Source organism: Kluyvera intermedia, assembly GCF_034424175.1.
In the GTDB taxonomy this organism is placed as follows: domain Bacteria; phylum Pseudomonadota; class Gammaproteobacteria; order Enterobacterales; family Enterobacteriaceae; genus Kluyvera; species Kluyvera intermedia.
In genome coordinates this window covers 2,242,560-2,261,367 of the sequence record NZ_CP139986.1, presented here as the reverse complement: position 1 = coordinate 2,261,367, position 18,808 = coordinate 2,242,560, and the positions used below count along the sequence as shown (strand labels likewise).

Annotated in this window: 20 protein-coding genes and 1 other annotated feature; of the genes, 4 read left to right on the top strand and 16 right to left on the bottom strand. The window is 50.3% G+C overall.

Going from position 1 to position 18,808, the window contains the following annotated elements; genetic code table 11:
• Window positions 1-167: 167 nt before the first annotated feature.
• Complete coding sequence (gene ppsA, locus U0026_RS10965) at window positions 168-2,546, bottom strand: phosphoenolpyruvate synthase (RefSeq protein ID WP_062779079.1); 2,379 nt, start codon at window positions 2,544-2,546, stop codon at window positions 168-170.
• Window positions 2,547-2,875: 329 nt separating this feature from the next.
• Between ppsA and ppsR the strand changes: the two genes are divergently transcribed.
• The 3 genes from ppsR to hemP all read left to right on the top strand — a co-directional run bounded on the left by ppsR (window position 2,876) and on the right by hemP (window position 5,223).
• On the top strand, window positions 2,876-3,709 hold the full coding sequence (gene ppsR / locus U0026_RS10960; protein WP_062779076.1) for a posphoenolpyruvate synthetase regulatory kinase/phosphorylase PpsR: 834 nt from the start codon (window positions 2,876-2,878) through the stop codon (window positions 3,707-3,709).
• A 152-nt stretch (window positions 3,710-3,861) separates the two neighbouring features.
• On the top strand, window positions 3,862-4,908 hold the full coding sequence (gene aroH, locus U0026_RS10955; protein ID WP_062779073.1) for a 3-deoxy-7-phosphoheptulonate synthase AroH: 1,047 nt from the start codon (window positions 3,862-3,864) through the stop codon (window positions 4,906-4,908).
• 90 nt (window positions 4,909-4,998) lie between these two features.
• Window positions 4,999-5,223 carry a hemin uptake protein HemP gene (hemP, locus tag U0026_RS10950; protein ID WP_062779070.1) on the top strand — a complete coding sequence of 75 codons (225 nt, stop codon included), beginning with the start codon at window positions 4,999-5,001 and terminating at the stop codon, window positions 5,221-5,223.
• Between the two features lie 36 nt (window positions 5,224-5,259).
• On the opposite strand, the gene selO is transcribed toward hemP, so the two are convergent.
• The 14 genes from selO to thrS all read right to left on the bottom strand — a co-directional run bounded on the left by selO (window position 5,260) and on the right by thrS (window position 17,888).
• Window positions 5,260-6,702 carry a protein adenylyltransferase SelO gene (gene selO, locus U0026_RS10945; protein WP_062779067.1) on the bottom strand — a complete coding sequence of 481 codons (1,443 nt, stop codon included), beginning with the start codon at window positions 6,700-6,702 and terminating at the stop codon, window positions 5,260-5,262.
• Window positions 6,703-6,763: 61 nt separating this feature from the next.
• Window positions 6,764-7,477, bottom strand: coding sequence for an EAL domain-containing protein (locus U0026_RS10940; protein WP_126440736.1), 714 nt, complete (start codon window positions 7,475-7,477; stop codon window positions 6,764-6,766).
• A 278-nt stretch (window positions 7,478-7,755) separates the two neighbouring features.
• A complete protein-coding gene (locus U0026_RS10935) occupies window positions 7,756-8,220 on the bottom strand; it encodes a C40 family peptidase (RefSeq protein ID WP_062779006.1) in 465 nt (154 codons plus the stop codon).
• A gap of 97 nt (window positions 8,221-8,317) precedes the next feature.
• Window positions 8,318-9,079: a vitamin B12 ABC transporter ATP-binding protein BtuD gene (gene btuD, locus U0026_RS10930; protein WP_062779004.1), complete on the bottom strand. Its 762-nt coding sequence runs from the start codon at window positions 9,077-9,079 to the stop codon at window positions 8,318-8,320.
• On the bottom strand, window positions 9,076-9,630 hold the full coding sequence (locus U0026_RS10925; protein ID WP_062779003.1) for a glutathione peroxidase: 555 nt from the start codon (window positions 9,628-9,630) through the stop codon (window positions 9,076-9,078). Before U0026_RS10925 ends, btuD begins: the two co-directional genes overlap by 4 nt.
• Window positions 9,631-9,658: 28 nt before the next feature.
• Complete coding sequence (btuC, locus tag U0026_RS10920; RefSeq protein WP_062779000.1) at window positions 9,659-10,639, bottom strand: vitamin B12 ABC transporter permease BtuC; 981 nt, start codon at window positions 10,637-10,639, stop codon at window positions 9,659-9,661.
• A 100-nt stretch (window positions 10,640-10,739) separates the two neighbouring features.
• The gene (gene ihfA / locus U0026_RS10915; RefSeq protein WP_003030571.1) at window positions 10,740-11,039 is read right to left on the bottom strand and encodes an integration host factor subunit alpha; all 300 of its coding nucleotides are present in this window, start codon (window positions 11,037-11,039) and stop codon (window positions 10,740-10,742) included.
• A 4-nt stretch (window positions 11,040-11,043) separates the two neighbouring features.
• Entirely contained in the window at window positions 11,044-13,431 is a 2,388-nt protein-coding gene (gene pheT, locus U0026_RS10910; RefSeq protein ID WP_062778998.1) for a phenylalanine--tRNA ligase subunit beta, read from the bottom strand.
• A 15-nt stretch (window positions 13,432-13,446) separates the two neighbouring features.
• Window positions 13,447-14,430 (bottom strand): phenylalanine--tRNA ligase subunit alpha, encoded by a 984-nt coding sequence (gene pheS / locus U0026_RS10905; protein WP_062778996.1) that lies wholly within the window; start codon window positions 14,428-14,430, stop codon window positions 13,447-13,449.
• A gap of 40 nt (window positions 14,431-14,470) precedes the next feature.
• Window positions 14,471-14,594 (bottom strand) — a sequence feature (Phe leader region).
• Window positions 14,545-14,589 carry a pheST operon leader peptide PheM gene (pheM, locus tag U0026_RS10900; RefSeq protein ID WP_001386830.1) on the bottom strand — a complete coding sequence of 15 codons (45 nt, stop codon included), beginning with the start codon at window positions 14,587-14,589 and terminating at the stop codon, window positions 14,545-14,547. (Overlaps the previous feature by 45 nt.)
• Window positions 14,595-14,712: 118 nt before the next feature.
• Complete coding sequence (gene rplT / locus U0026_RS10895; protein WP_052284424.1) at window positions 14,713-15,069, bottom strand: 50S ribosomal protein L20; 357 nt, start codon at window positions 15,067-15,069, stop codon at window positions 14,713-14,715.
• Window positions 15,070-15,119: 50 nt separating this feature from the next.
• Window positions 15,120-15,317, bottom strand: coding sequence for a 50S ribosomal protein L35 (gene rpmI, locus U0026_RS10890; RefSeq protein ID WP_012017121.1), 198 nt, complete (start codon window positions 15,315-15,317; stop codon window positions 15,120-15,122).
• A 96-nt stretch (window positions 15,318-15,413) separates the two neighbouring features.
• On the bottom strand, window positions 15,414-15,956 hold the full coding sequence (gene infC, locus U0026_RS10885; RefSeq protein WP_071830666.1) for a translation initiation factor IF-3: 543 nt from the start codon (window positions 15,954-15,956) through the stop codon (window positions 15,414-15,416).
• 3 nt (window positions 15,957-15,959) lie between these two features.
• Complete coding sequence (thrS, locus tag U0026_RS10880) at window positions 15,960-17,888, bottom strand: threonine--tRNA ligase (RefSeq protein ID WP_062778993.1); 1,929 nt, start codon at window positions 17,886-17,888, stop codon at window positions 15,960-15,962.
• A gap of 288 nt (window positions 17,889-18,176) precedes the next feature.
• On the opposite strand from thrS, the gene yniD reads away from it, so the two are divergent.
• Window positions 18,177-18,287, top strand: coding sequence for a small membrane protein YniD (gene yniD / locus U0026_RS10875; RefSeq protein WP_126440732.1), 111 nt, complete (start codon window positions 18,177-18,179; stop codon window positions 18,285-18,287).
• Between the two features lie 267 nt (window positions 18,288-18,554).
• Here the strand turns inward: yniD and U0026_RS10870 are convergent, their stop codons facing one another.
• Entirely contained in the window at window positions 18,555-18,800 is a 246-nt protein-coding gene (locus U0026_RS10870) for a YdgH/BhsA/McbA family protein (protein ID WP_062778987.1), read from the bottom strand.
• Window positions 18,801-18,808 lie beyond the last annotated feature (8 nt).

Here is an 18,808-nt window from a genome sequence, read left to right as displayed (position 1 = left end):
AGTGGCAATTACAAATCAGTATTCAGAAGTGCCAGGCGGGGAACAATTGTAGAAATTGCCAGCAGATTTATGATTTTTGGTTTCTTTGCCAAAGTGTGATCGACCGCAACCCACGATGGTCAAAAAAATCCCGGGCACAGGGCCCGGGATTTCAACAGCATAACAACTTATTTATTCAGTTCGGCCAGGCTCAGCCAGGTTTGTACGACGGTGTCCGGGTTCAGTGACAGACTGTCGATCCCTTCTTCCATCAACCAGGCCGCAAAGTCTTCATGGTCGGACGGTCCCTGACCACAAATGCCCACGTATTTACCCTGTTTCTTCGCCGCGCGAATCGCCATGGACAGCAGTGCTTTCACCGCCTCATTGCGTTCATCAAACAGTGCAGAAACCACACCGGAGTCTCGATCAAGACCCAGCGCCAGCTGCGTCATATCGTTCGAACCGATAGAGAAACCATCGAAATGTTCAAGGAACTGTTCTGCCAGCAAGGCATTGGACGGAATCTCACACATCATGATGATCTTCAGCCCGTTTTCTCCACGCTTAAGCCCCTGACGCGCCAGTTCATCCACTACCGCTTTCGCCTGCTCAACGGTACGGACAAACGGCACCATGATCTCAACGTTGGTCAGTCCCATCTCGTTACGAACGCGTTTCACCGCATCGCACTCCAGCGCAAAGCAATCGCGGAAACTGTCAGCAACGTAACGACCCGCGCCACGGAAGCCGAGCATTGGGTTTTCTTCTTCCGGTTCATAACGTGTACCGCCCACCAGGTTGGCATACTCGTTAGATTTAAAGTCAGAAAGACGGACAATCACGCGTTTTGGATAGAATGCGGCGCCCAGCGTCGCGATCCCTTCGGTCAGACGGCCAACGTAAAACTCTTTCGGCGAGTCAAAACCTTTCATCATTTCACGGATTTCGTTTTGCAGCTTCGGTTCCTGGTCATCAAATTCCAGCAACGCACGCGGGTGAACGCCAATCATACGGTTAATGATAAATTCCAGACGCGCCAGACCCACGCCTTCATTCGGTAGGCAGGCAAAATCAAATGCACGGTCAGGGTTACCGACGTTCATCATGATTTTCAGCGGCAGATCCGGCATGGTATCCACGGTGGAGCTGTTGACGCTGAAGTCCAGCAAGTCAGCATAAACGTAGCCAGTGTCGCCTTCAGCACAAGACACAGTGACTTTTTCGTCATCTTTCATACGCTCAGTGGCATCACCACAGCCGACAACGGCCGGGATGCCCAGTTCACGCGCGATAATCGCCGCATGGCAGGTTCGACCGCCACGGTTGGTGACAATCGCCGCCGCTTTTTTCATGATCGGTTCCCAATCCGGGTCGGTCATGTCGGTAACTAGCACATCGCCCGGCTGGATACGATTCATTTCACTGATGTCATGAATCACCTTCACGCTACCGGCACCAATACGGTGACCGATGGCTCGGCCTTCGGACACAATGCGGCCTTGTGAATGCAGCGTGTAACGCTCCATCACCTGTCCACGCGAACGCACGGTTTCCGGGCGCGCCTGGACGATATACAGTTTGCCGGTGTGACCGTCTTTCGCCCACTCGATGTCCATCGGACGACCGTAGTGTTTTTCAATCTGCACAGCCTGCTTCGCCAACTCTTGTATTTCGTCGTCGGTCAACGAGAAGATATCACGCTGTGCTTGCGGCACATCTTCGATACGTACCTGCTTCCCGTGTTCCTGAGTCGGCGCATAGACCATACGGATTTTTTTCGAACCCATGGTACGGCGCACGATGGACGGACGTCCTGCCGCCAGCGTCGGTTTGTGCACGTAGAACTCATCAGGGTTCACTGCGCCCTGCACCACCATCTCACCTAAGCCCCACGCGGAGGTGATAAATACCACCTGGTCGAAGCCAGATTCGGTATCGATAGAGAACAGTACGCCGGAAGAGGCCAGGTCAGAACGGACCATCAGTTGTACGCCCGCAGAGAGCGCGACGCCACGGTGATCGTAGCCCTGGTGAACGCGATAAGAGATAGCGCGGTCATTAAACAATGAAGCAAATACGTGCTTCACCGCAACCAGTACGGCGTCAAAGCCGTGGACATTGAGGAAGGTCTCCTGCTGCCCGGCGAAAGACGCGTCTGGCATATCTTCTGCGGTTGCGGATGAGCGCACGGCAAAAGAGGCATTGGCGTTATCCGCAGCCAACTGGTCATACGCTTCATGAATAGCCTGTTCCAGTTCGCTCTGGAAAGGAGTGTCGATAATCCACTGACGGATCTGGGCGCCGGCTTTCGCCAGGGCGGTAACATCGTCAATATCGGTGTCATCCAACAGTTGATAAATCTGCTGGTTCACGCCGCTCTGGTCGAGGAATTGATTAAACGCATCGGCGGTGGTGGCAAATCCGTTAGGGACAGAAACACCCATTCCGGAGAGATTCGTAATCATTTCACCCAAGGAGGCATTTTTGCCTCCAACTCTGTCTACATCATTCATGCCGAGTTGGTTATACCAAAGCACCAGCGGTGACGAGCCATTGTTGGACATCGAGACAATCCTTTTTTGATTTAAGAAGCAGTGATAAGTAACAACTGACTACTTAAAATATCCTCGCATATTTAAACGGCCAAAAAAAACGGTGAATCGAGTAAGCAGATTATTTTTTTACTTTTTAGGAGTGATCCCCGTTTATTCATAACTTACTGATTAGGCTAAAAAGCCACAATTACATCCGGTCTACTGGTGGTCTTCAGAAAATGAAATGGGTAGTTCATAAAAAATAAAAATACCGTTTCATTTTTATTTTTAAGACAAACGCTACAGGCTTGTGTTTAAATTTAATTTACGCTTTCAGGCAATTAACGGGGAAATACAATATGGATAACGCAGTCGATCGTCAGGTGTTTTATATTTCCGACGGCACCGCTATTACGGCAGAGGTGCTTGGCCATGCGGTGATGTCTCAGTTCCCGGTGGCGATAAATAGCATCACGCTGCCGTTTATTGAAAGTGAAAGCCGGGCGAAGGCGGTGAAGGAACAGATCGACGCGATTTATCAGCAAACCGGTATACGTCCGTTAGTCTTCTATTCCATCGTTATTCCCGAAATTCGTCACATTATTCTGCAATGTGAAGGCTTTTGTCAGGATATCGTGCAAGCATTGGTTGCCCCGTTACAAGAAGAACTCAAACTCGACCCTACTCCTATCGCTCACCGAACCCACGGATTAACGCCCGGCAATCTCACTAAATATGATGCTCGAATCGCCGCCATTGATTACACCCTGGCACACGATGATGGAATTTCACTGCGCAATCTCGATCAGGCGCAGGTCATTTTACTGGGCGTTTCTCGTTGTGGAAAAACCCCGACCAGCCTCTATCTGGCTATGCAGTTTGGGATCCGTGCTGCAAACTACCCGTTTATCGCCGACGATATGGATAACCTGATTCTCCCCGCCTCGCTTAAACCACTACAACATAAGCTGTTTGGCCTGACGATTAACCCAGAGCGTCTGGCGGCTATCCGTGAGGAAAGACGTGAGAACAGCCGTTATGCCTCCATGCGTCAGTGTCGTATGGAAGTCGCCGAGGTTGAGGCGCTATACCGCAGAAACCAGATCCCATGGATCAACAGCACTAATTATTCGGTTGAAGAAATTGCTACTAAAATCATGGACATCATGGGATTAAGCCGCAGAATGTACTAACACACTAGTACAATGCATCGGATTTGTTTATCATAGCAGTGTGATTGAGCGCACGTTACGCTCCGCGCTTGAAATCAGCGGAGATTGGTTTATCGTGATGTGCATCACTTCCCAGCATATTGACTGGCGAAGCAACAAATTCTGAGAACCCCATGAATAAGACCGATGAATTGCGTACGGCCCGAATTGAGAGCCTGATTACGCCTGCTGAACTTGCCGAGCGCCACCCGGTATCACCGGACGTTGCGGCGCATGTTACCGCTTCCCGCCACCGCATCGAGAAAATTCTCAACGGTGAAGATCGTCGACTGCTGGCGATTGTTGGCCCCTGCTCTATTCACGATCTTGACGCTGCAATGGATTACGCCCGCCGTTTACAGGCACTGCGCGAAAAACACCAAGGTGAGTTGGAAGTCGTGATGCGTACCTACTTTGAAAAACCTCGTACCGTGGTCGGCTGGAAAGGATTAATCTCTGATCCCGATCTTAACGGTAGCTATCGGGTGAATCATGGTATTGAACAGGCGCGTAAATTACTTTTGCAAGTCAACACCCTAGGCGTCCCTACCGCCACCGAGTTTCTCGATATGGTGACCGGTCAATTTATCGCCGATTTGATTAGCTGGGGTGCCATTGGTGCGCGCACCACCGAAAGCCAGATCCACCGTGAAATGGCCTCGGCGCTTTCCTGCCCGGTGGGTTTTAAAAACGGTACGGATGGCAATACACGTATCGCGGTCGATGCGATTCGCGCCGCTCGCGCCAGCCATATGTTCCTGTCGCCGGATAAAAACGGTCAGATGACCATCTACCAAACCAGCGGTAACCCCTATGGTCATATCATTATGCGAGGTGGCAAGAAACCGAACTATCATGCGGATGATATTGCTGTCGCCTGCGATACACTGCACGAGTTCGATTTGCCTGAGCATCTGGTTGTCGACTTCAGCCACGGTAACTGCCAGAAACAGCACCGCCGTCAACTGGAAGTGTGTGACGATATCTGCCAGCAGATCCGCAACGGCTCTTCCGCCATTGCCGGTATCATGGCGGAAAGCTTCCTGCGTGAGGGCACGCAGAAAATTGTCGCGGGTCAGCCTCTCACCTACGGTCAGTCTATTACCGACCCTTGCCTGAGCTGGGAAGATACCGAACTCCTGCTGGAAAAATTGGCAGCAGCCGTCGCAACTCGCCTGTAATATCCCCGCCCGCCATGCAAAGGCGGGCTATTTCCCCGAATCCACACATATTGCAAAAAATACTTGCGGTTAATCAGCGCATTATTGATAATGGTTATCATTGTTACATTGATTTTCATTATAAAAATGACGCTCATGGATACCTGCGCAGAACTGGAATTTCCCAAGGATAATACCCCTCGTCCACTCTCAAACGATCGGCGGATCGACAGCGAGACGCTGCTAGGTCAGGAAGGTCGGGTGGTTATTGAACACGGCGAACAGCAATATCTGCTGCGTCAAACCCAGGCAGGCAAACTCATTTTAACGAAGTAAATGCGTCGCCAGTGCGACGACGCAATCGCTCATTAACTAGCTCGAACAGCTAACTTCCAGATGCTTACCCCAGTCCGGTGGGCGACGAGCGTAATCATCATGACGATCAGACCAGGGGTCACGCAGCGCTTCATGTAAACGGTGTAATTCATAATAGTCACCCTTCTGAGCCTGCTCTATGGCCCGCTGTGCCAGCCAATTACGCAGTACCATCGCCGGATTCGCCAGCTTCATTGCCTGCTGGCGTGTCGCATCCTCGACCTGTTCATGCTGTAGTCGTGTCCGATATTGCGTAAACCAGTCATCAAATGCCGCACGATCGATAAACTCATCGCGCAGACGCGACGCCGGACTCTTTTGCTCGGTCTCACTTAACATACGGAATGTGAGGCTGTAATCACAACTCTCCCGCTCCATCAGTGCGTACAGACCGTTCAGCAAGTCATTATCGCCATTCTCTTCGCTAAACAGCCCCAGCTTTTTACGCATCCGCTGACCATATTCGCGGAATAAAATTGTCTGATAGCTATCCAGCGCGGCATTAAGTGCATCAGTCGCAATCAGCGGCGACAGCGCCTGTGCCAGACACTGCAAATTCCACAGTCCTACCGCCGGTTGATTATCAAAACGGTAGCGCCCCTGATAGTCAGAATGGTTGCAGATATATTGCGGATTATAATCATCGAGGAAGCCGAAGGGACCGTAATCCATTGTCAGGCCAAGAATCGACATATTGTCCGTATTCATTACGCCATGGGCAAAACCGACCGTCTGCCAACGGGCAATCATCTGTGCCGTGCGGGTGACCACATCCTGAAACCACAGCACGTAGCGATTGGCGTCATTCACTAAATGCGACCAGTGGTGGCGAATAGTGTAATCAGCGAGCTTGCGCACATTGTCGATATCATGGCGGTAATAGAAATGTTCGAAATGGCCAAAGCGAATATGACTTTCGGCAATGCGCATCAACATCGCCCCCGTCTCAACGGTTTCGCGCTGTATTGGCGTATCGCTGGCCACGATAGACAGCGCGCGCGTGCCGGGGATCCCCAGGTAATGCATCGCCTCTGATGCCAGGCTTTCCCGTAATGTTGAACGCAGAACTGCGCGACCATCCCCCATCCGCGAATAAGGCGTTAGCCCGGCCCCTTTCAGATGCCAGTCTACCGCCTTACCGTTTGGTAATTGCTGTTCGCCCAGTAAAATTCCACGGCCATCGCCAAGCTGACCGGCCCAATTGCCAAATTGATGGCCACTGTAAACCTGTGCCAGTGGCGACATGCCAGGGAGCAACACTTCACCGCCCCAGACGCCCGCGCCATGTTCAGGGGTGAAGAGTTCATCGGGAATGGCTAATTCCTGTGCCAACGGCTCGTTGTGCCAGACCAAACGGGCATTGTGCAACGGCGTTGGCCGAAGTGCGGTGTAAAACTCTGGCAACTCATCGCGCCAGCGGGTGTTAAATGACAGGTTCATGGTTCCTCCTGTCGGTAGTGTATTGGGTTACTGTAGGTTAAACACCCGGGTAAATGCAGGGTTATTGTTGCACCAATGTTATTAATGATGACTCAGACACGACCGGCCACAAGCTACCCAGCATGCCACTAAAACCGTACGATGCAATGCGCTGCCGGGTAGATTCTTCATCAACGCCAGAGATCATAATCGCCTGACAATAGGGCTGAATCTGGCTGACAATTGCCCGCATAAACGGCTCAAAAGAGACCGATTTGACCTGGCGTTGGACAAAGTTTCTATCAAGCACCACGCGAGTAAAAAGCCCGGCGAAAACGGCTTTTGTCGAGGCGTCTCCAGAACCAAAATCACTGAGTACCAGCGGAAACCGTTGACACAGTTGGGCTAGCGGGTGCTGTTCATCCACCTGATCAAGTCCGGGGAAACTTTCGCTGATGGCCAGTTCAAGAAAAGGAAAACGCAGTGCATCGGCAGCAAGATCATCTTGTGTGAGTAATGCATCAACGACACCGGGAGGAATGGTGACCCATGCTTTAAGCCCATGCTGTAGGAAAAAAAACTGATAGGTCATCAGGAGAGCGAGTTTTTCCTGAAATAAAATAATTTCTTCTTGCGGGGTCAAACGCGGCAGAACCAGACTGGTTGGGATGCGCACGTGATTATTAACGCCGCTAAAATGACTGACCACTTTTAGGCCCACCAACTGTTCCTCGCTATTCCTTGCGGGAAGAAAAAACAACTGAGAACAATACGTATTATCCAGCGATATAATCATTGCGACTGCCCTTCACTAAAAGTCATGTCCGGGTTCCTGACGTCACAAAGCGAAAACCTACGGTAATGGGTGCTGTGGTTATTCCGTTCATCGGTTCCTTTTTAATTCATTTTGTCCGTCACTGGATCGTAATGATTGTAATCGAAACTAATGGATTAGCACAATCCACCTTAAGTTCCATGATCTCGCCTAACAAAATGAGTATATCGTTCACGATTTAATTTAAATTTTATCAATACGATAAAAAAAGGAGGCATTTCGCCTCCCTTACTATTTTTTTAAATTCGCCTGGCCTGCCAAAAGTTCTTTCGCCAGTAAACGTTGTTTAACGAGGACCGCGTGACCCCCTGGCTTGTTGAGGCATGGATAAACTGATTATCAGTGTCATAGATTCCGACATGCAATCCGCTTTCACCCGAACCGGTCTTGAAGAACACCAGATCGCCCGGCAAGAGATCTTCTTTATCTATTTCCGTTCCCAATTTAGCCTGTTGGCGCGTTTCTCTGGGTAAACGCATTTCGAATTTATCGCGGAATGTCATCAGAACAAACGCCGAGCAATCTACGCCACGACGGCTCATTCCACCATAGCGATATGGCGTGCCGTGCCAATGGTGTAGTTGATCGTTTAAGTTGGCAATCACGGTAATTGAATCCGCAAGCCGAGGATTCGGCGGAGGCGGACGGTGGCTGCTACAACCAGCCAAAATGAATGCTAAAAGGAAAATAGCCCAGAAACGCATATCCAGCGCATCCTCTGTTTTTTTAATCTGCTAACAAATTATATCGATAAGCGATAGGCTGGCAAGCAATGCCCCCCGACTCAAGACCGAATATGGATTATTTTTCACAGTCCTCAGCATAAATGAGCATTTGGTGACCGGCTATTTCTAGCTTCTGGAAAGTCATATTATACGCTGCCGCTAAATTTTCCGGCTGCAGTACGGCATCGGTTCTACCGCTGGCAATCAGTTTACCCTCACATAATAACCAGACCCGGTCCGCGTGGCGTAACGTATAGTTAAGATCATGACTGCTCATCACAATCGTGACACCTGCCGTACGAAGCTCCGCCAACAGTTTATCCAATGCCGCCTGCTGGGCAACGTCAAGGCTATTCATCGGTTCATCGAGCAGCAACAGCTGGCCCTGTGGATTATCTCCGGGATGAATCTGCAATATCACCGCCGCCAAGCGAACACGTTGCCATTCGCCCCCCGACAGCTGGCTGACGTTCCGCCCCAGTTTATTGTTTAAACCCAGAGCATCCGTCACATGAACGGCCAGCGGTGAGGAATGAGGAGTATGTTGATGCAGCGTCAGAAACTGCCAGACCGGCATGGCAAAAGGCGGCGATTGGTGCTGAGAAAGGTAGGCTCGATGATGTGCAAGCGCAGAAGGCGACCATGAGTCTAACGGCTGATCGTCTAGTGTGACGACGCCTTTCCCCCGGCTCAGTCCCGCCATTCTCGTCAGCAATGTGCTTTTACCTGCACCGTTCGGCCCAACCAGATGGATAATCTCGCCGTAACCAACATCAGCGCTTATGCCCTGAAGCCGGTTGTTTTCACTGATATCCTGAAGCTGCATCAACGGCATCATGACTGAGCGAGAGCCTGTTTAATGGCGGCGACCAACTCAGGAGCGTCTGGCGTCATATCCGGTGAAAATCGATTGATCACTTCACCGTTACGGCCGATAAGGAATTTTTCAAAGTTCCACAGGATATCGCCTGGATGCCCAGGAGCGCGCCCTTTGCTCTCCATACGCTCGTAGAAACCGCTCCCTTGTGGTGTAACAGCCTTTGGTGCAATGCGTTTCAATTGGTTATAGAGGGGGTGACTGTTTTCGCCATTCACCTCAATTTTGCTAAACAGCGGGAACGTCACGCCATAGGTCATGCTACAGAAAGTTTTAATCTCGTCAGCGCTACCAGGCTCTTGCCCCAGGAACTGGTTGCATGGGAAACCAAGAACGGTGAACCCTTGATCTTGTAAGGACTCCTGTAATGCTTCCAGCTGCTCGTATTGTGGCGTCAGCCCGCATTTAGAAGCGACGTTAACAATCAGGAGCACCTTACCCTTATAAGCGTCCAGGGTGGTGTTTTCGCCATCTATCGTTGTGACAGGCGTGTTCAGAATGGTGGTTTGCATAGCATCCTCTTTCCAGGTTAAGCCGGGTCTAACGCCCGGACTTCAATAGTAACCAGATAAATACCGGCGCGCCTAGCGTTGCTGTGACAACGCCTATTGGCAACTCAGCCGCTGACAGCGCCAGACGCGCCACAATATCAGCAAACAGCAGCACGCTTGCCCCTGCCAGGGCGCTAGCGGGCAGCAGCACGCGATGATCGGTTAAACCACACAGACGCAGCATATGCGGCACCACCAGACCAACGAAGCCGATAGCACCGGCCAGTGCCACACTAACACCCACCAACCAACCTGTCGCCATCACCAGCAGCTTTCGCCACAGCGCGATGGGAACGCCTAGCTGGCGTGCGGAGGTATCTCCTAACGCTAACAGATTGAGTGGCTGCGATTGTAAACAGACCCACAAAATCACCGGTAAAAGCGCAATCATGAGCCACAGTTGCTGCCAGTCGACACCACCAAAACCGCCCATCATCCAGTACATTAACTGCCGCAAGTCGAACGACGTTGAGAAATAGACCGCCCAGGTCATCAACGCGCTACAGATAATACCGAGTGCCACGCCTGCCAGTAACAGGCGGCTGGTCGATAAATGTCGACGCGCAAAACGCATCAGGATCCCGGTAATAAGCAGTGCGCCAGCAATAGCAGCCAGACCCGGCACCCAGCCGGGTAAAGTGCCCTGACCGAGCATAATCACCGCGATAAGGCCAACGCCCGCACCATTAGAGACACCCAGCAAGCCAGGTTCAGCCAGCGGATTTTCGAACAAAGCCTGCATTACCGCGCCGGAAAGTGCCAGCGCAGCCCCAACCAGCAACACCGCCAACGTGCGCGGTAAGCGAATTTGCCAGATGAAGAGTTGTCCTTTTGGCGTGAACCATTGTGCCGGGGAAATCCATTGGTCCCCTGCACACAGACCAATAACCAACATGACGAGGAGTACCAGCGTCAACCCGGTTAGCCAGCAACGGTTTCGCCGCTGCTGTTGATGTACATAGACCTGCATAATGCTCCAGGAGCTTGCTAAGAAGCATTTGATTTTACGGTGGAAGAGCTTTCAAAGAAAAGAAAAAGGCCGCATAAGCGGCCTTTTTAGTTAGTTCAGATTACTCTTCTTTGGGTGTTGCATTCTCGACCCGACTTTTTAACTTCTGTCCTGGTCTGAAGGTCACCACACGCCGGGCTGTAATGGGAATATCTTCACCCGTTTTTGGGTTACGTCCCGGGCGTTGATTCTTATCACGCAGATCAAAGTTCCCAAAACCGGAAAGCTTAACCTGCTCGCCATTTTCCAGAGCACGACGGATCTCTTCGAAAAATAGCTCTACCAGCTCTTTAGCATCCCGCTTGCTAAGCCCAAGCTTATCAAACAGATATTCTGACATTTCAGCTTTTGTAAGCGCCATAGGTTCAATCCCTCAGTGATGCCTGGAATCGCTCTTTTAATGCCTCTACACATTTGGCGACGGTAGCGGCAATCTCCTCTTCTTCGAGTGTACGGCTGGTATCTTGTAAAATCAGGCTGATAGCAAGGCTCTTGAAGCCCTCCGCAACACCCTTACCACGGTACACGTCAAACAAGTTTACGCCAACTATCTGATTTACGCCAACTTTCTTACATTCGTTTAAAATATCAGCAGCAGGTACATTTTCCGCGACAACAACGGCGATATCACGGCGGTTTGCCGGGAAGCGGGAAACGTCCTGAGCCTGAGGAACGACGCGGTCTGCAAGCTTGTTCCATTCCAGTTCGAATGCCAATGTACGACCATTCAGATCCAGTTTACGCTCAAGTTCCGGATGGATAACACCAATGAAACCAATGCGTTCACCTTTCAGATAAATCGCCGCAGACTGCCCCGGATGCAGCGCTGGGTTAACTTCTGCTTTGAACTGAATTTCAGATAATTTACCGGTCAGTTCAAGAACAGACTCCAAATCGCCCTTCAAATCATAGAAATCAACAGACTCTTTTGCCAGATTCCAATGTTCTTCATAGCGGTTGCCACACATTACTCCCCCCAGCATCACATCCTGACGGATGCCTAATGGGGCCTGAGTATCCGGAACAAAACGCAAACCGGCTTCAAAAATACGCACACGATTTTGCTGACGATTTTGGTTATACACCACCGTTGACAACAAACCGGTCAGCAGAGACAGGCGCATTGCGGACATTTCGCTGGAGATTGGGCTTGGTAAAATAAGCGCTTCTTCGCCAGGGTGTACCCATTGCTGAACTTTCGGGTCAACAAAGCTATAGGTAATCACTTCCTGATAGCCTTTGTCGTTCAGCATGGTTTTCACACGCTTAAGCGACAGGTTCGCTTCTCTATGGCTTCCCATAATCAGACCAGCCTGAACCGGTTCATTAGGAATGCTGTTGTAGCCGTAGACACGTGCTACTTCTTCAACTAAATCTTCTTCGATTTCCATATCGAAACGCCAGGTCGGAGCAACGGCCTGCCATTCGTCAGTCCCTACGGTCACTTCACAACCCAGGCGGGTCAGAATATCGGTGACCAGATCATCCGCAATGTGATGGCCAATGAGGCGATCTAATTTGCTACGACGCAGGGTAATGGTTGCACGCTTCGGCAATGCCACTTCGTGGGTCACATCAACAATCGGGCCGGCTTCACCGCCACACAAATCAATAAGCAGACGAGTCGCACGCTCCATCGCTTTATGTTGCAGCGCCGGATCAACGCCGCGCTCATAGCGATGAGATGCGTCGGTATGAAGACCATTACGACGAGCACGTCCGGTAATGGACAGTGGGCTAAAGAATGCAGATTCCAGCAGGACATTTTGGGTTTCGTCGTTCACACCAGAGTGCTCACCGCCAAAGATACCCGCCATCGCTAGCGCTTTGTTGTGGTCAGCAATCACCAGCGTATCCGCGCTAAGCTTCGCTTCATTGCCGTCCAGCAGTACCAGCGTTTCGCCTTCTTTTGCCATACGAACTTTAATCCCACCTTCGATGCGATCTTTGTCGAACGCATGCATCGGCTGACCCAGTTCCAGCAGGACATAGTTGGTCACATCAACAACCGCATCAATAGAGCGGATGCCACAGCGGCGCAGTTTCTCTTTCATCCACAGCGGGGTTGGCGCTTTAACGTTAATTCCTTTAACCACACGGCCCAGGTAACGTGGACACGCGTCAGCGGCTTCAACGTCAATAGACAGCACATCAGAAATAGTCGCGGCTACAGGCGCGATTTCTGGTGCATTCAGTGGCAGCTTGTTAAGTACAGCGACATCGCGCGCGACACCAATAATACCTAAGCAGTCAGCACGGTTTGGCGTGACGCTGATTTCGATGGTGTTGTCATCAAGCTTCAGATATTCACGGATATCTGTACCGAGCGGCGCATCGGCCGGCAGTTCGATGATGCCAGCGTGATCGTCGGAAATACCCAGTTCAGAGAAAGAGCACAGCATCCCCTCTGATGGCTCACCGCGCAGTTTAGCGGCTTTAATTTTAAAATCACCCGGCAGTACCGCGCCGATAGTCGCCACGGCAACTTTTAGCCCCTGACGGCAGTTTGGTGCACCGCAGACGATGTCCAGCAGACGTTCACCGCCGACGTTCACTTTTGTGACGCGCAGTTTGTCGGCGTTTGGATGCTGACCGCATTCCACCACTTCGCCCACCACAACACCATTGAAGCTTCCCGCTACGGCATCAACGCCGTCAACTTCCAGGCCAGCCATGGTGATTTGTCCTGACAGCGCTTCGCTATCAATGGCCGGGTTAACCCATTCGCGTAACCACAGTTCACTGAATTTCATTATTTTATCCTGCCCTTATTTAAACTGTTTGAGGAAACGCAGATCGTTTTCGAAGAACGCACGCAAATCGGTGACACCGTAACGCAGCATGGTTAAACGCTCCATACCCATGCCAAATGCAAAGCCGGAATAGACTTCCGGATCAATGCCAACATTACGCAGTACATTCGGGTGCACCATACCGCAGCCCAGTACTTCCAGCCATTTGCCGTTCTTGCCCATCACATCCACTTCAGCGGAAGGTTCGGTGAACGGGAAGTAAGATGGACGGAAACGAATCTGCAAATCTTCTTCAAAGAAGTTGCGCAGGAAATCGTGCAGCGTCCCTTTCAGGTTGGTGAAGTTGATGTTTTTATCAACAATCAACCCTTCCATCTGATGGAACATCGGAGTGTGCGTCTGATCGTAGTCGTTACGATACACGCGGCCCGGCGCGATAATACGAATTGGCGGCTGTTGATCCTTCATGGTACGGATCTGTACGCCGGAGGTCTGCGTACGCAGCAGACGAGTGGCATCAAACCAGAAAGTGTCGTGGTCAGCGCGTGCCGGGTGGTGCGTTGGGATATTCAGCGCATCGAAGTTATGGTAGTCATCTTCAATTTCTGGGCCCGTTGCAACGGTAAAACCGAGCTCACCGAAGAAACTTTCAATACGGTCGATGGTGCGCGTAACCGGGTGCAGACCACCATTTTCGATGCGGCGACCCGGCAGGGAGATATCGATCGTCTCCGCGGCCAGGCGAGCATTTAACGCAGCACTTTCCAGGTCGGCTTTGCGCGCATTCAGCACCTGCTGTACCTGTTCTTTCGCTTCGTTAATCACCGCACCCGCTGCTGGACGCTCTTCCGGCGGCAGTTCGCGCAGGGTAGTCATTTGAAGGGTCAGGTGCCCTTTCTTGCCCAAATATTCGACGCGGACATTGTCTAACGCGGCAACATCTGAAGCCTGATTAATGGCGGCTGTTGCACTGGCAACCAGCTCTGCGAGATGTGACATGGTTTTCCTCGTTATGTGGCGATATTCATAAGCGGCATAAACAAAAAAAGCCTCCATCAGGAGGCTTTCTGGCGCTGTTTTCCGTTTCTTCTTTCACGCGCAAGCCCCCTGTTTTCAGGTGCTAAAGTAAAAGAAGAAGCGGAAAATAGCAGCATTCATGCTTGCGTTACCTTGTGTGGTAAGAATTGTAGAACCTTTATTGAAAGGGCTACAGAGATAAATGTCAATGCACTGAAGCAGTTAAAATGAAAAGAGGGAGACAAGCTCCCTCTTCCAACTGGCTTACGCCAGTGCTGCTTTCGCTTTTTCAACTAACGCGGTGAACGCGATTTTGTCGAATACTGCGATGTCAGCCAGGATCTTACGGTCGATTTCAACAGAGGCTTTTTTCAGGCCGTTGATGAATTTGCTGTAAGAAATACCGTTCTGACGTGCTGCTGCGTTGATACGCGCAATCCACAGTTGACGGAACTGACGCTTTTTCTGACGACGGTCACGATAAGCGTACTGACCTGCTTTGATAACAGCCTGGAAGGCAACGCGGTATACGCGAGAACGCGCACCGTAGTAACCTTTAGCTTGTTTCAAAATTTTCTTGTGACGTGCACGGGCAACTACACCACGTTTTACGCGAGCCATATGTGCTCTCCTGTATCTATTCTAATTAAAAAGTTAAAAGGGTTAACGACTTATGCGTACGGCAGGCACGCGATTACCAGGCCCAGATCGCCTTTAGAAACCATGGCTTTTGGACGCAGGTGACGTTTACGCTTGGTAGCTTTTTTGGTCAGAATGTGACGCAGGTTAGCGCGTTTGTGCTTAAAACCACCTTTACCGGTTTTTTTGAAGCGCTTAGCAGCACCGCGTACGGTCTTAATTTTTGGCATTTTAATAACTTCCACTTCGCATTGTTAATAAACGAAACGTAGGCGAACAATACTCGTGAAGCCCAAAGGCTTCACGAACGTTGCTACTTGAAGGCCTTACTGTTTCTTCTTAGGGGCGAGCACCATGATCATCTGGCGGCCTTCGATCTTCGTAGGGAAGGATTCGACCACTGCCAGTTCACTCAGATCGTCACGGACGCGCGTAAGCACTTCCATACCAATCTGCTGGTGAGCCATCTCACGACCGCGGAAACGCAGTGTGATCTTAGCTTTATCACCCTCTTCGAGAAAGCGAACCAGGCTGCGGAGTTTTACCTGGTAGTCGCCATCATCGGTACCAGGACGGAATTTAATTTCCTTAACCTGGATAACTTTTTGTTTCTTCTTCTGTTCCTTAGAAGACTTACTTTTTTCATAAAGGAACTTGCCGTAGTCCATGATACGACAAACTGGCGGTTCGGCGTTAGGGCTGATTTCAACTAAATCTACTCCAGCTTCTTCAGCTTTTTCGATAGCTTCTCTCAGACTCACAATACCCAAAGCTTCGCCTTCCAGACCTGTCAAGCGAACTTCCAGGGCGCGAATCTCGCCATTGATACGATTCGGACGTGCCGTTTGAACTCGTTTTCCGCCTTTAATACCTTATTCCTCCAGTTGTTTTAGACTGCGGCTGCGAATCTCTTGTTGCAGCTTCTCGATAACTTCATTTACGTCCAGGCTGCCCAAGTCTTTGCCACGACGGGTACGCACGGCAACTTTGCCTGCTTCTACCTCTTTGTCGCCACAGACCAACATGTAAGGGACACGACGTAAAGTGTGCTCACGGATTTTAAAGCCAATCTTCTCATTTCTCAAGTCTGCTTTTACACGAATGCCTGCATTTTGCAATTTACGGGTCAATTCGTTGACATATTCAGCTTGAGAATCGGTGATATTCATCACTACAACCTGTACTGGTGCAATCCAGGTTGGGAAGAAACCGGCGAACTCTTCGGTCAGGATGCCAATAAAGCGCTCCAGTGAACCCAGAATTGCACGGTGAATCATTACCGGTACCTGACGCTCGTTGCTTTCGCCAATATATGAGGCGCTTAGACGAGACGGCAGAGAGAAGTCTAACTGTACAGTACCGCACTGCCATGCACGATCGAGGCAGTCATAAAGGGTAAATTCAATTTTCGGGCCATAGAATGCACCCTCACCCAGTTGATACTCAAACGGGATGTTGTTCTCTTCCAACGCAACAGCCAGATCCGCTTCCGCACGATCCCACGTTTCATCGCTACCGATACGCTTTTCCGGACGCGTTGAAAGTTTGACGACGATTTTCTCGAAGCCGAAAGTGCTGTACATATCATAGACTAAACGAATGCACGCGTTAACTTCATCACGCACCTGTTCTTCTGTACAGAAGATGTGGGCGTCATCCTGAGTAAAGCCACGTACGCGCATCAGGCCATGCAGAGCACCTGACGGTTCATTACGGTGGCAACTGCCGAACTCTGCCATACGCAGCGGCAGATCGCGGTAAGATTTCAGACCCTGATTAAAGATCTGTACGTGCCCCGGGCAGTTCATTGGCTTGATGCAGTATTCACGGTTCTCAGAAGAGGTAGTGAACATCGCATCTTTATAGTTGTCCCAGTGGCCGGTTTTTTCCCACAGCACACGGTCCATCATGAACGGGCCTTTCACTTCCTGATACTGGTATTCTTTGAGCTTAGAGCGCACAAAGGTTTCCAGTTCACGGAAGATTGTCCAGCCATCATTATGCCAAAACACCATACCCGGCGCCTCTTCCTGCATATGATACAGGTCGAGCTGCTTACCAATTTTACGGTGATCGCGCTTCGCCGCTTCTTCAAGGCGCAGCAGGTAGGCATTGAGGGCCTTTTTGTCCGTCCATGCGGTACCATAAATACGCTGCAGCATCTTGTTGTTGCTATCGCCGCGCCAGTAAGCACCAGCGGTTTTCATCAACTTGAAGTAGTGGCAGAAACGCATATTCGGCACGTGCGGACCACGGCACATGTCGACATATTCTTCGTGATGGTACAAGCCAGGCTTGTCATCATGCGAAATGTTTTCATCAAGAATGGCAACTTTATAGTTTTCACCACGTTTCACGAAAGTTTCACGGGCTTCATGCCAGCTGACTTTATTCTTGACGACGTCATAGTTTGTCTCGGCGAGCTCATGCATACGTTTGTCGAGCGCGTCGATGTCTTCCTGGGTCAGCGTATGATCAAGGTCAACGTCATAATAGAAGCCGTTGTCGATAACCGGGCCGATGGCCATTTTAGTGTTTGGCCAAAGCTGTTTGATGGCGTGACCAAGCAGGTGAGCACACGAGTGACGAATGATCTCCAGACCTTCTTCATCTTTTGCGGTGATGAGCGAAAGTTTGGCATCGTTTTCAATCAAATCGGAAGCATCAACCAGTTCACCGTTAACACGCCCAGCGATGGTGGCTTTTGCCAGACCAGGGCCAATGTCCAGAGCGACATCCATTGGGCTAACAGCGTTGTCGTAATGGCGTTGGCTGCCATCAGGAAGAGTAATTACAGGCATTTAATGTCCTTATTTGCAGTGGTGCCCCACACGAAAGAGCACATACAAAACTATATGATTAAATTTATCAACACGTTAAGGACTGATTTCCGCTTCACTCTGCGAAAAATGAGCAACGAGTACATGTACCCAGAGCCACCTACATCCGCGTGTTGATAATACCGTTGGATAGTTTACACATCATCAGTACGTGATAAAAGACGCAATTGCCCTTCCCTGTGCGCATTGCTATTTTTACCCGCGATTCTGGTACACTGAGTCAACTGTTGTAGAAAAAGGGATCTGACAATGCCTACTGATCGATTTGCAAAAAAACACTGGAAAATGGTGCTGGTGCTAATAGCCATCTGCGGGGCGATGTTGTTGCTCCGGTGGGCTGCGATGATTTGGGGGGAGTAAGCGGTGATTGATACCGCAGAAACAGTTCACGCTAAAAACCTTTCTACGTTACGGTCAGGGAATTAAAATATATACAAAAAATGCGCTGAGCCAATATTAATTGACAATACGTGCGAATTAAAACGATTCATACTGACAAATAAAATACAAAAATTTAATTTTCTTACGAAAGATAATAGCAGCAAGAAAAACCGGTACTACTCTACCCGGTTTTCTCTGCCGAAATTAATAATCAATAGAAAATCAAATTATTACAGCACAGAAATATTAGGACCAGCCGCCTGCAACCAGAGTATGCACGTTAAACGCGTCATCCATGGACTGACCGGTAGACTGAGAGCCTGGGGCGATGTTGGAGCCTGCTTCGACGTCATAAGCACTGGAGATACCGACGTGCTGGGCAGTTGTTACCGTCGTGGAACTGGCTGGCTGTGTTGCAGGTTCAGCGGCAAATACGCCAAAAGAAAGTGCAGACAGCAAAATAGCTGCAGATGCGATTTTGATATTTTTCATAATGTTTA

Bases quoted from the DNA above. Each gene is read 5' to 3' on its own strand.
- U0026_RS10925 (WP_062779003.1), bottom strand. From the start codon at position 9,630: ATGCAAACCACCATTCTGAACACGCCTGTCACAACGATAGATGGCGAA.
- thrS (WP_062778993.1), bottom strand. From the start codon at position 17,888: ATGCCTGTAATTACTCTTCCTGATGGCAGCCAACGCCATTACGACAAC.
- ppsR (WP_062779076.1), top strand. From the start codon at position 2,876: ATGGATAACGCAGTCGATCGTCAGGTGTTTTATATTTCCGACGGCACC.
- btuD (WP_062779004.1), bottom strand. From the start codon at position 9,079: ATGATGCCGTTGATGCAGCTTCAGGATATCAGTGAAAACAACCGGCTT.
- U0026_RS10940 (WP_126440736.1), bottom strand. From the start codon at position 7,477: ATGATTATATCGCTGGATAATACGTATTGTTCTCAGTTGTTTTTTCTT.
- aroH (WP_062779073.1), top strand. From the start codon at position 3,862: ATGAATAAGACCGATGAATTGCGTACGGCCCGAATTGAGAGCCTGATT.
- U0026_RS10935 (WP_062779006.1), bottom strand. From the start codon at position 8,220: ATGCGTTTCTGGGCTATTTTCCTTTTAGCATTCATTTTGGCTGGTTGT.
- pheT (WP_062778998.1), bottom strand. From the start codon at position 13,431: ATGAAATTCAGTGAACTGTGGTTACGCGAATGGGTTAACCCGGCCATT.
- U0026_RS10870 (WP_062778987.1), bottom strand. From the start codon at position 18,800: ATGAAAAATATCAAAATCGCATCTGCAGCTATTTTGCTGTCTGCACTT.
- pheS (WP_062778996.1), bottom strand. From the start codon at position 14,430: ATGTCACATCTCGCAGAGCTGGTTGCCAGTGCAACAGCCGCCATTAAT.
- ppsA (WP_062779079.1), bottom strand. From the start codon at position 2,546: ATGTCCAACAATGGCTCGTCACCGCTGGTGCTTTGGTATAACCAACTC.
- btuC (WP_062779000.1), bottom strand. From the start codon at position 10,639: ATGCAGGTCTATGTACATCAACAGCAGCGGCGAAACCGTTGCTGGCTA.
- yniD (WP_126440732.1), top strand. From the start codon at position 18,177: ATGCCTACTGATCGATTTGCAAAAAAACACTGGAAAATGGTGCTGGTG.
- rplT (WP_052284424.1), bottom strand. From the start codon at position 15,069: ATGGCTCGCGTAAAACGTGGTGTAGTTGCCCGTGCACGTCACAAGAAA.
- hemP (WP_062779070.1), top strand. From the start codon at position 4,999: ATGGTTATCATTGTTACATTGATTTTCATTATAAAAATGACGCTCATG.
- rpmI (WP_012017121.1), bottom strand. From the start codon at position 15,317: ATGCCAAAAATTAAGACCGTACGCGGTGCTGCTAAGCGCTTCAAAAAA.
- selO (WP_062779067.1), bottom strand. From the start codon at position 6,702: ATGAACCTGTCATTTAACACCCGCTGGCGCGATGAGTTGCCAGAGTTT.
- ihfA (WP_003030571.1), bottom strand. From the start codon at position 11,039: ATGGCGCTTACAAAAGCTGAAATGTCAGAATATCTGTTTGATAAGCTT.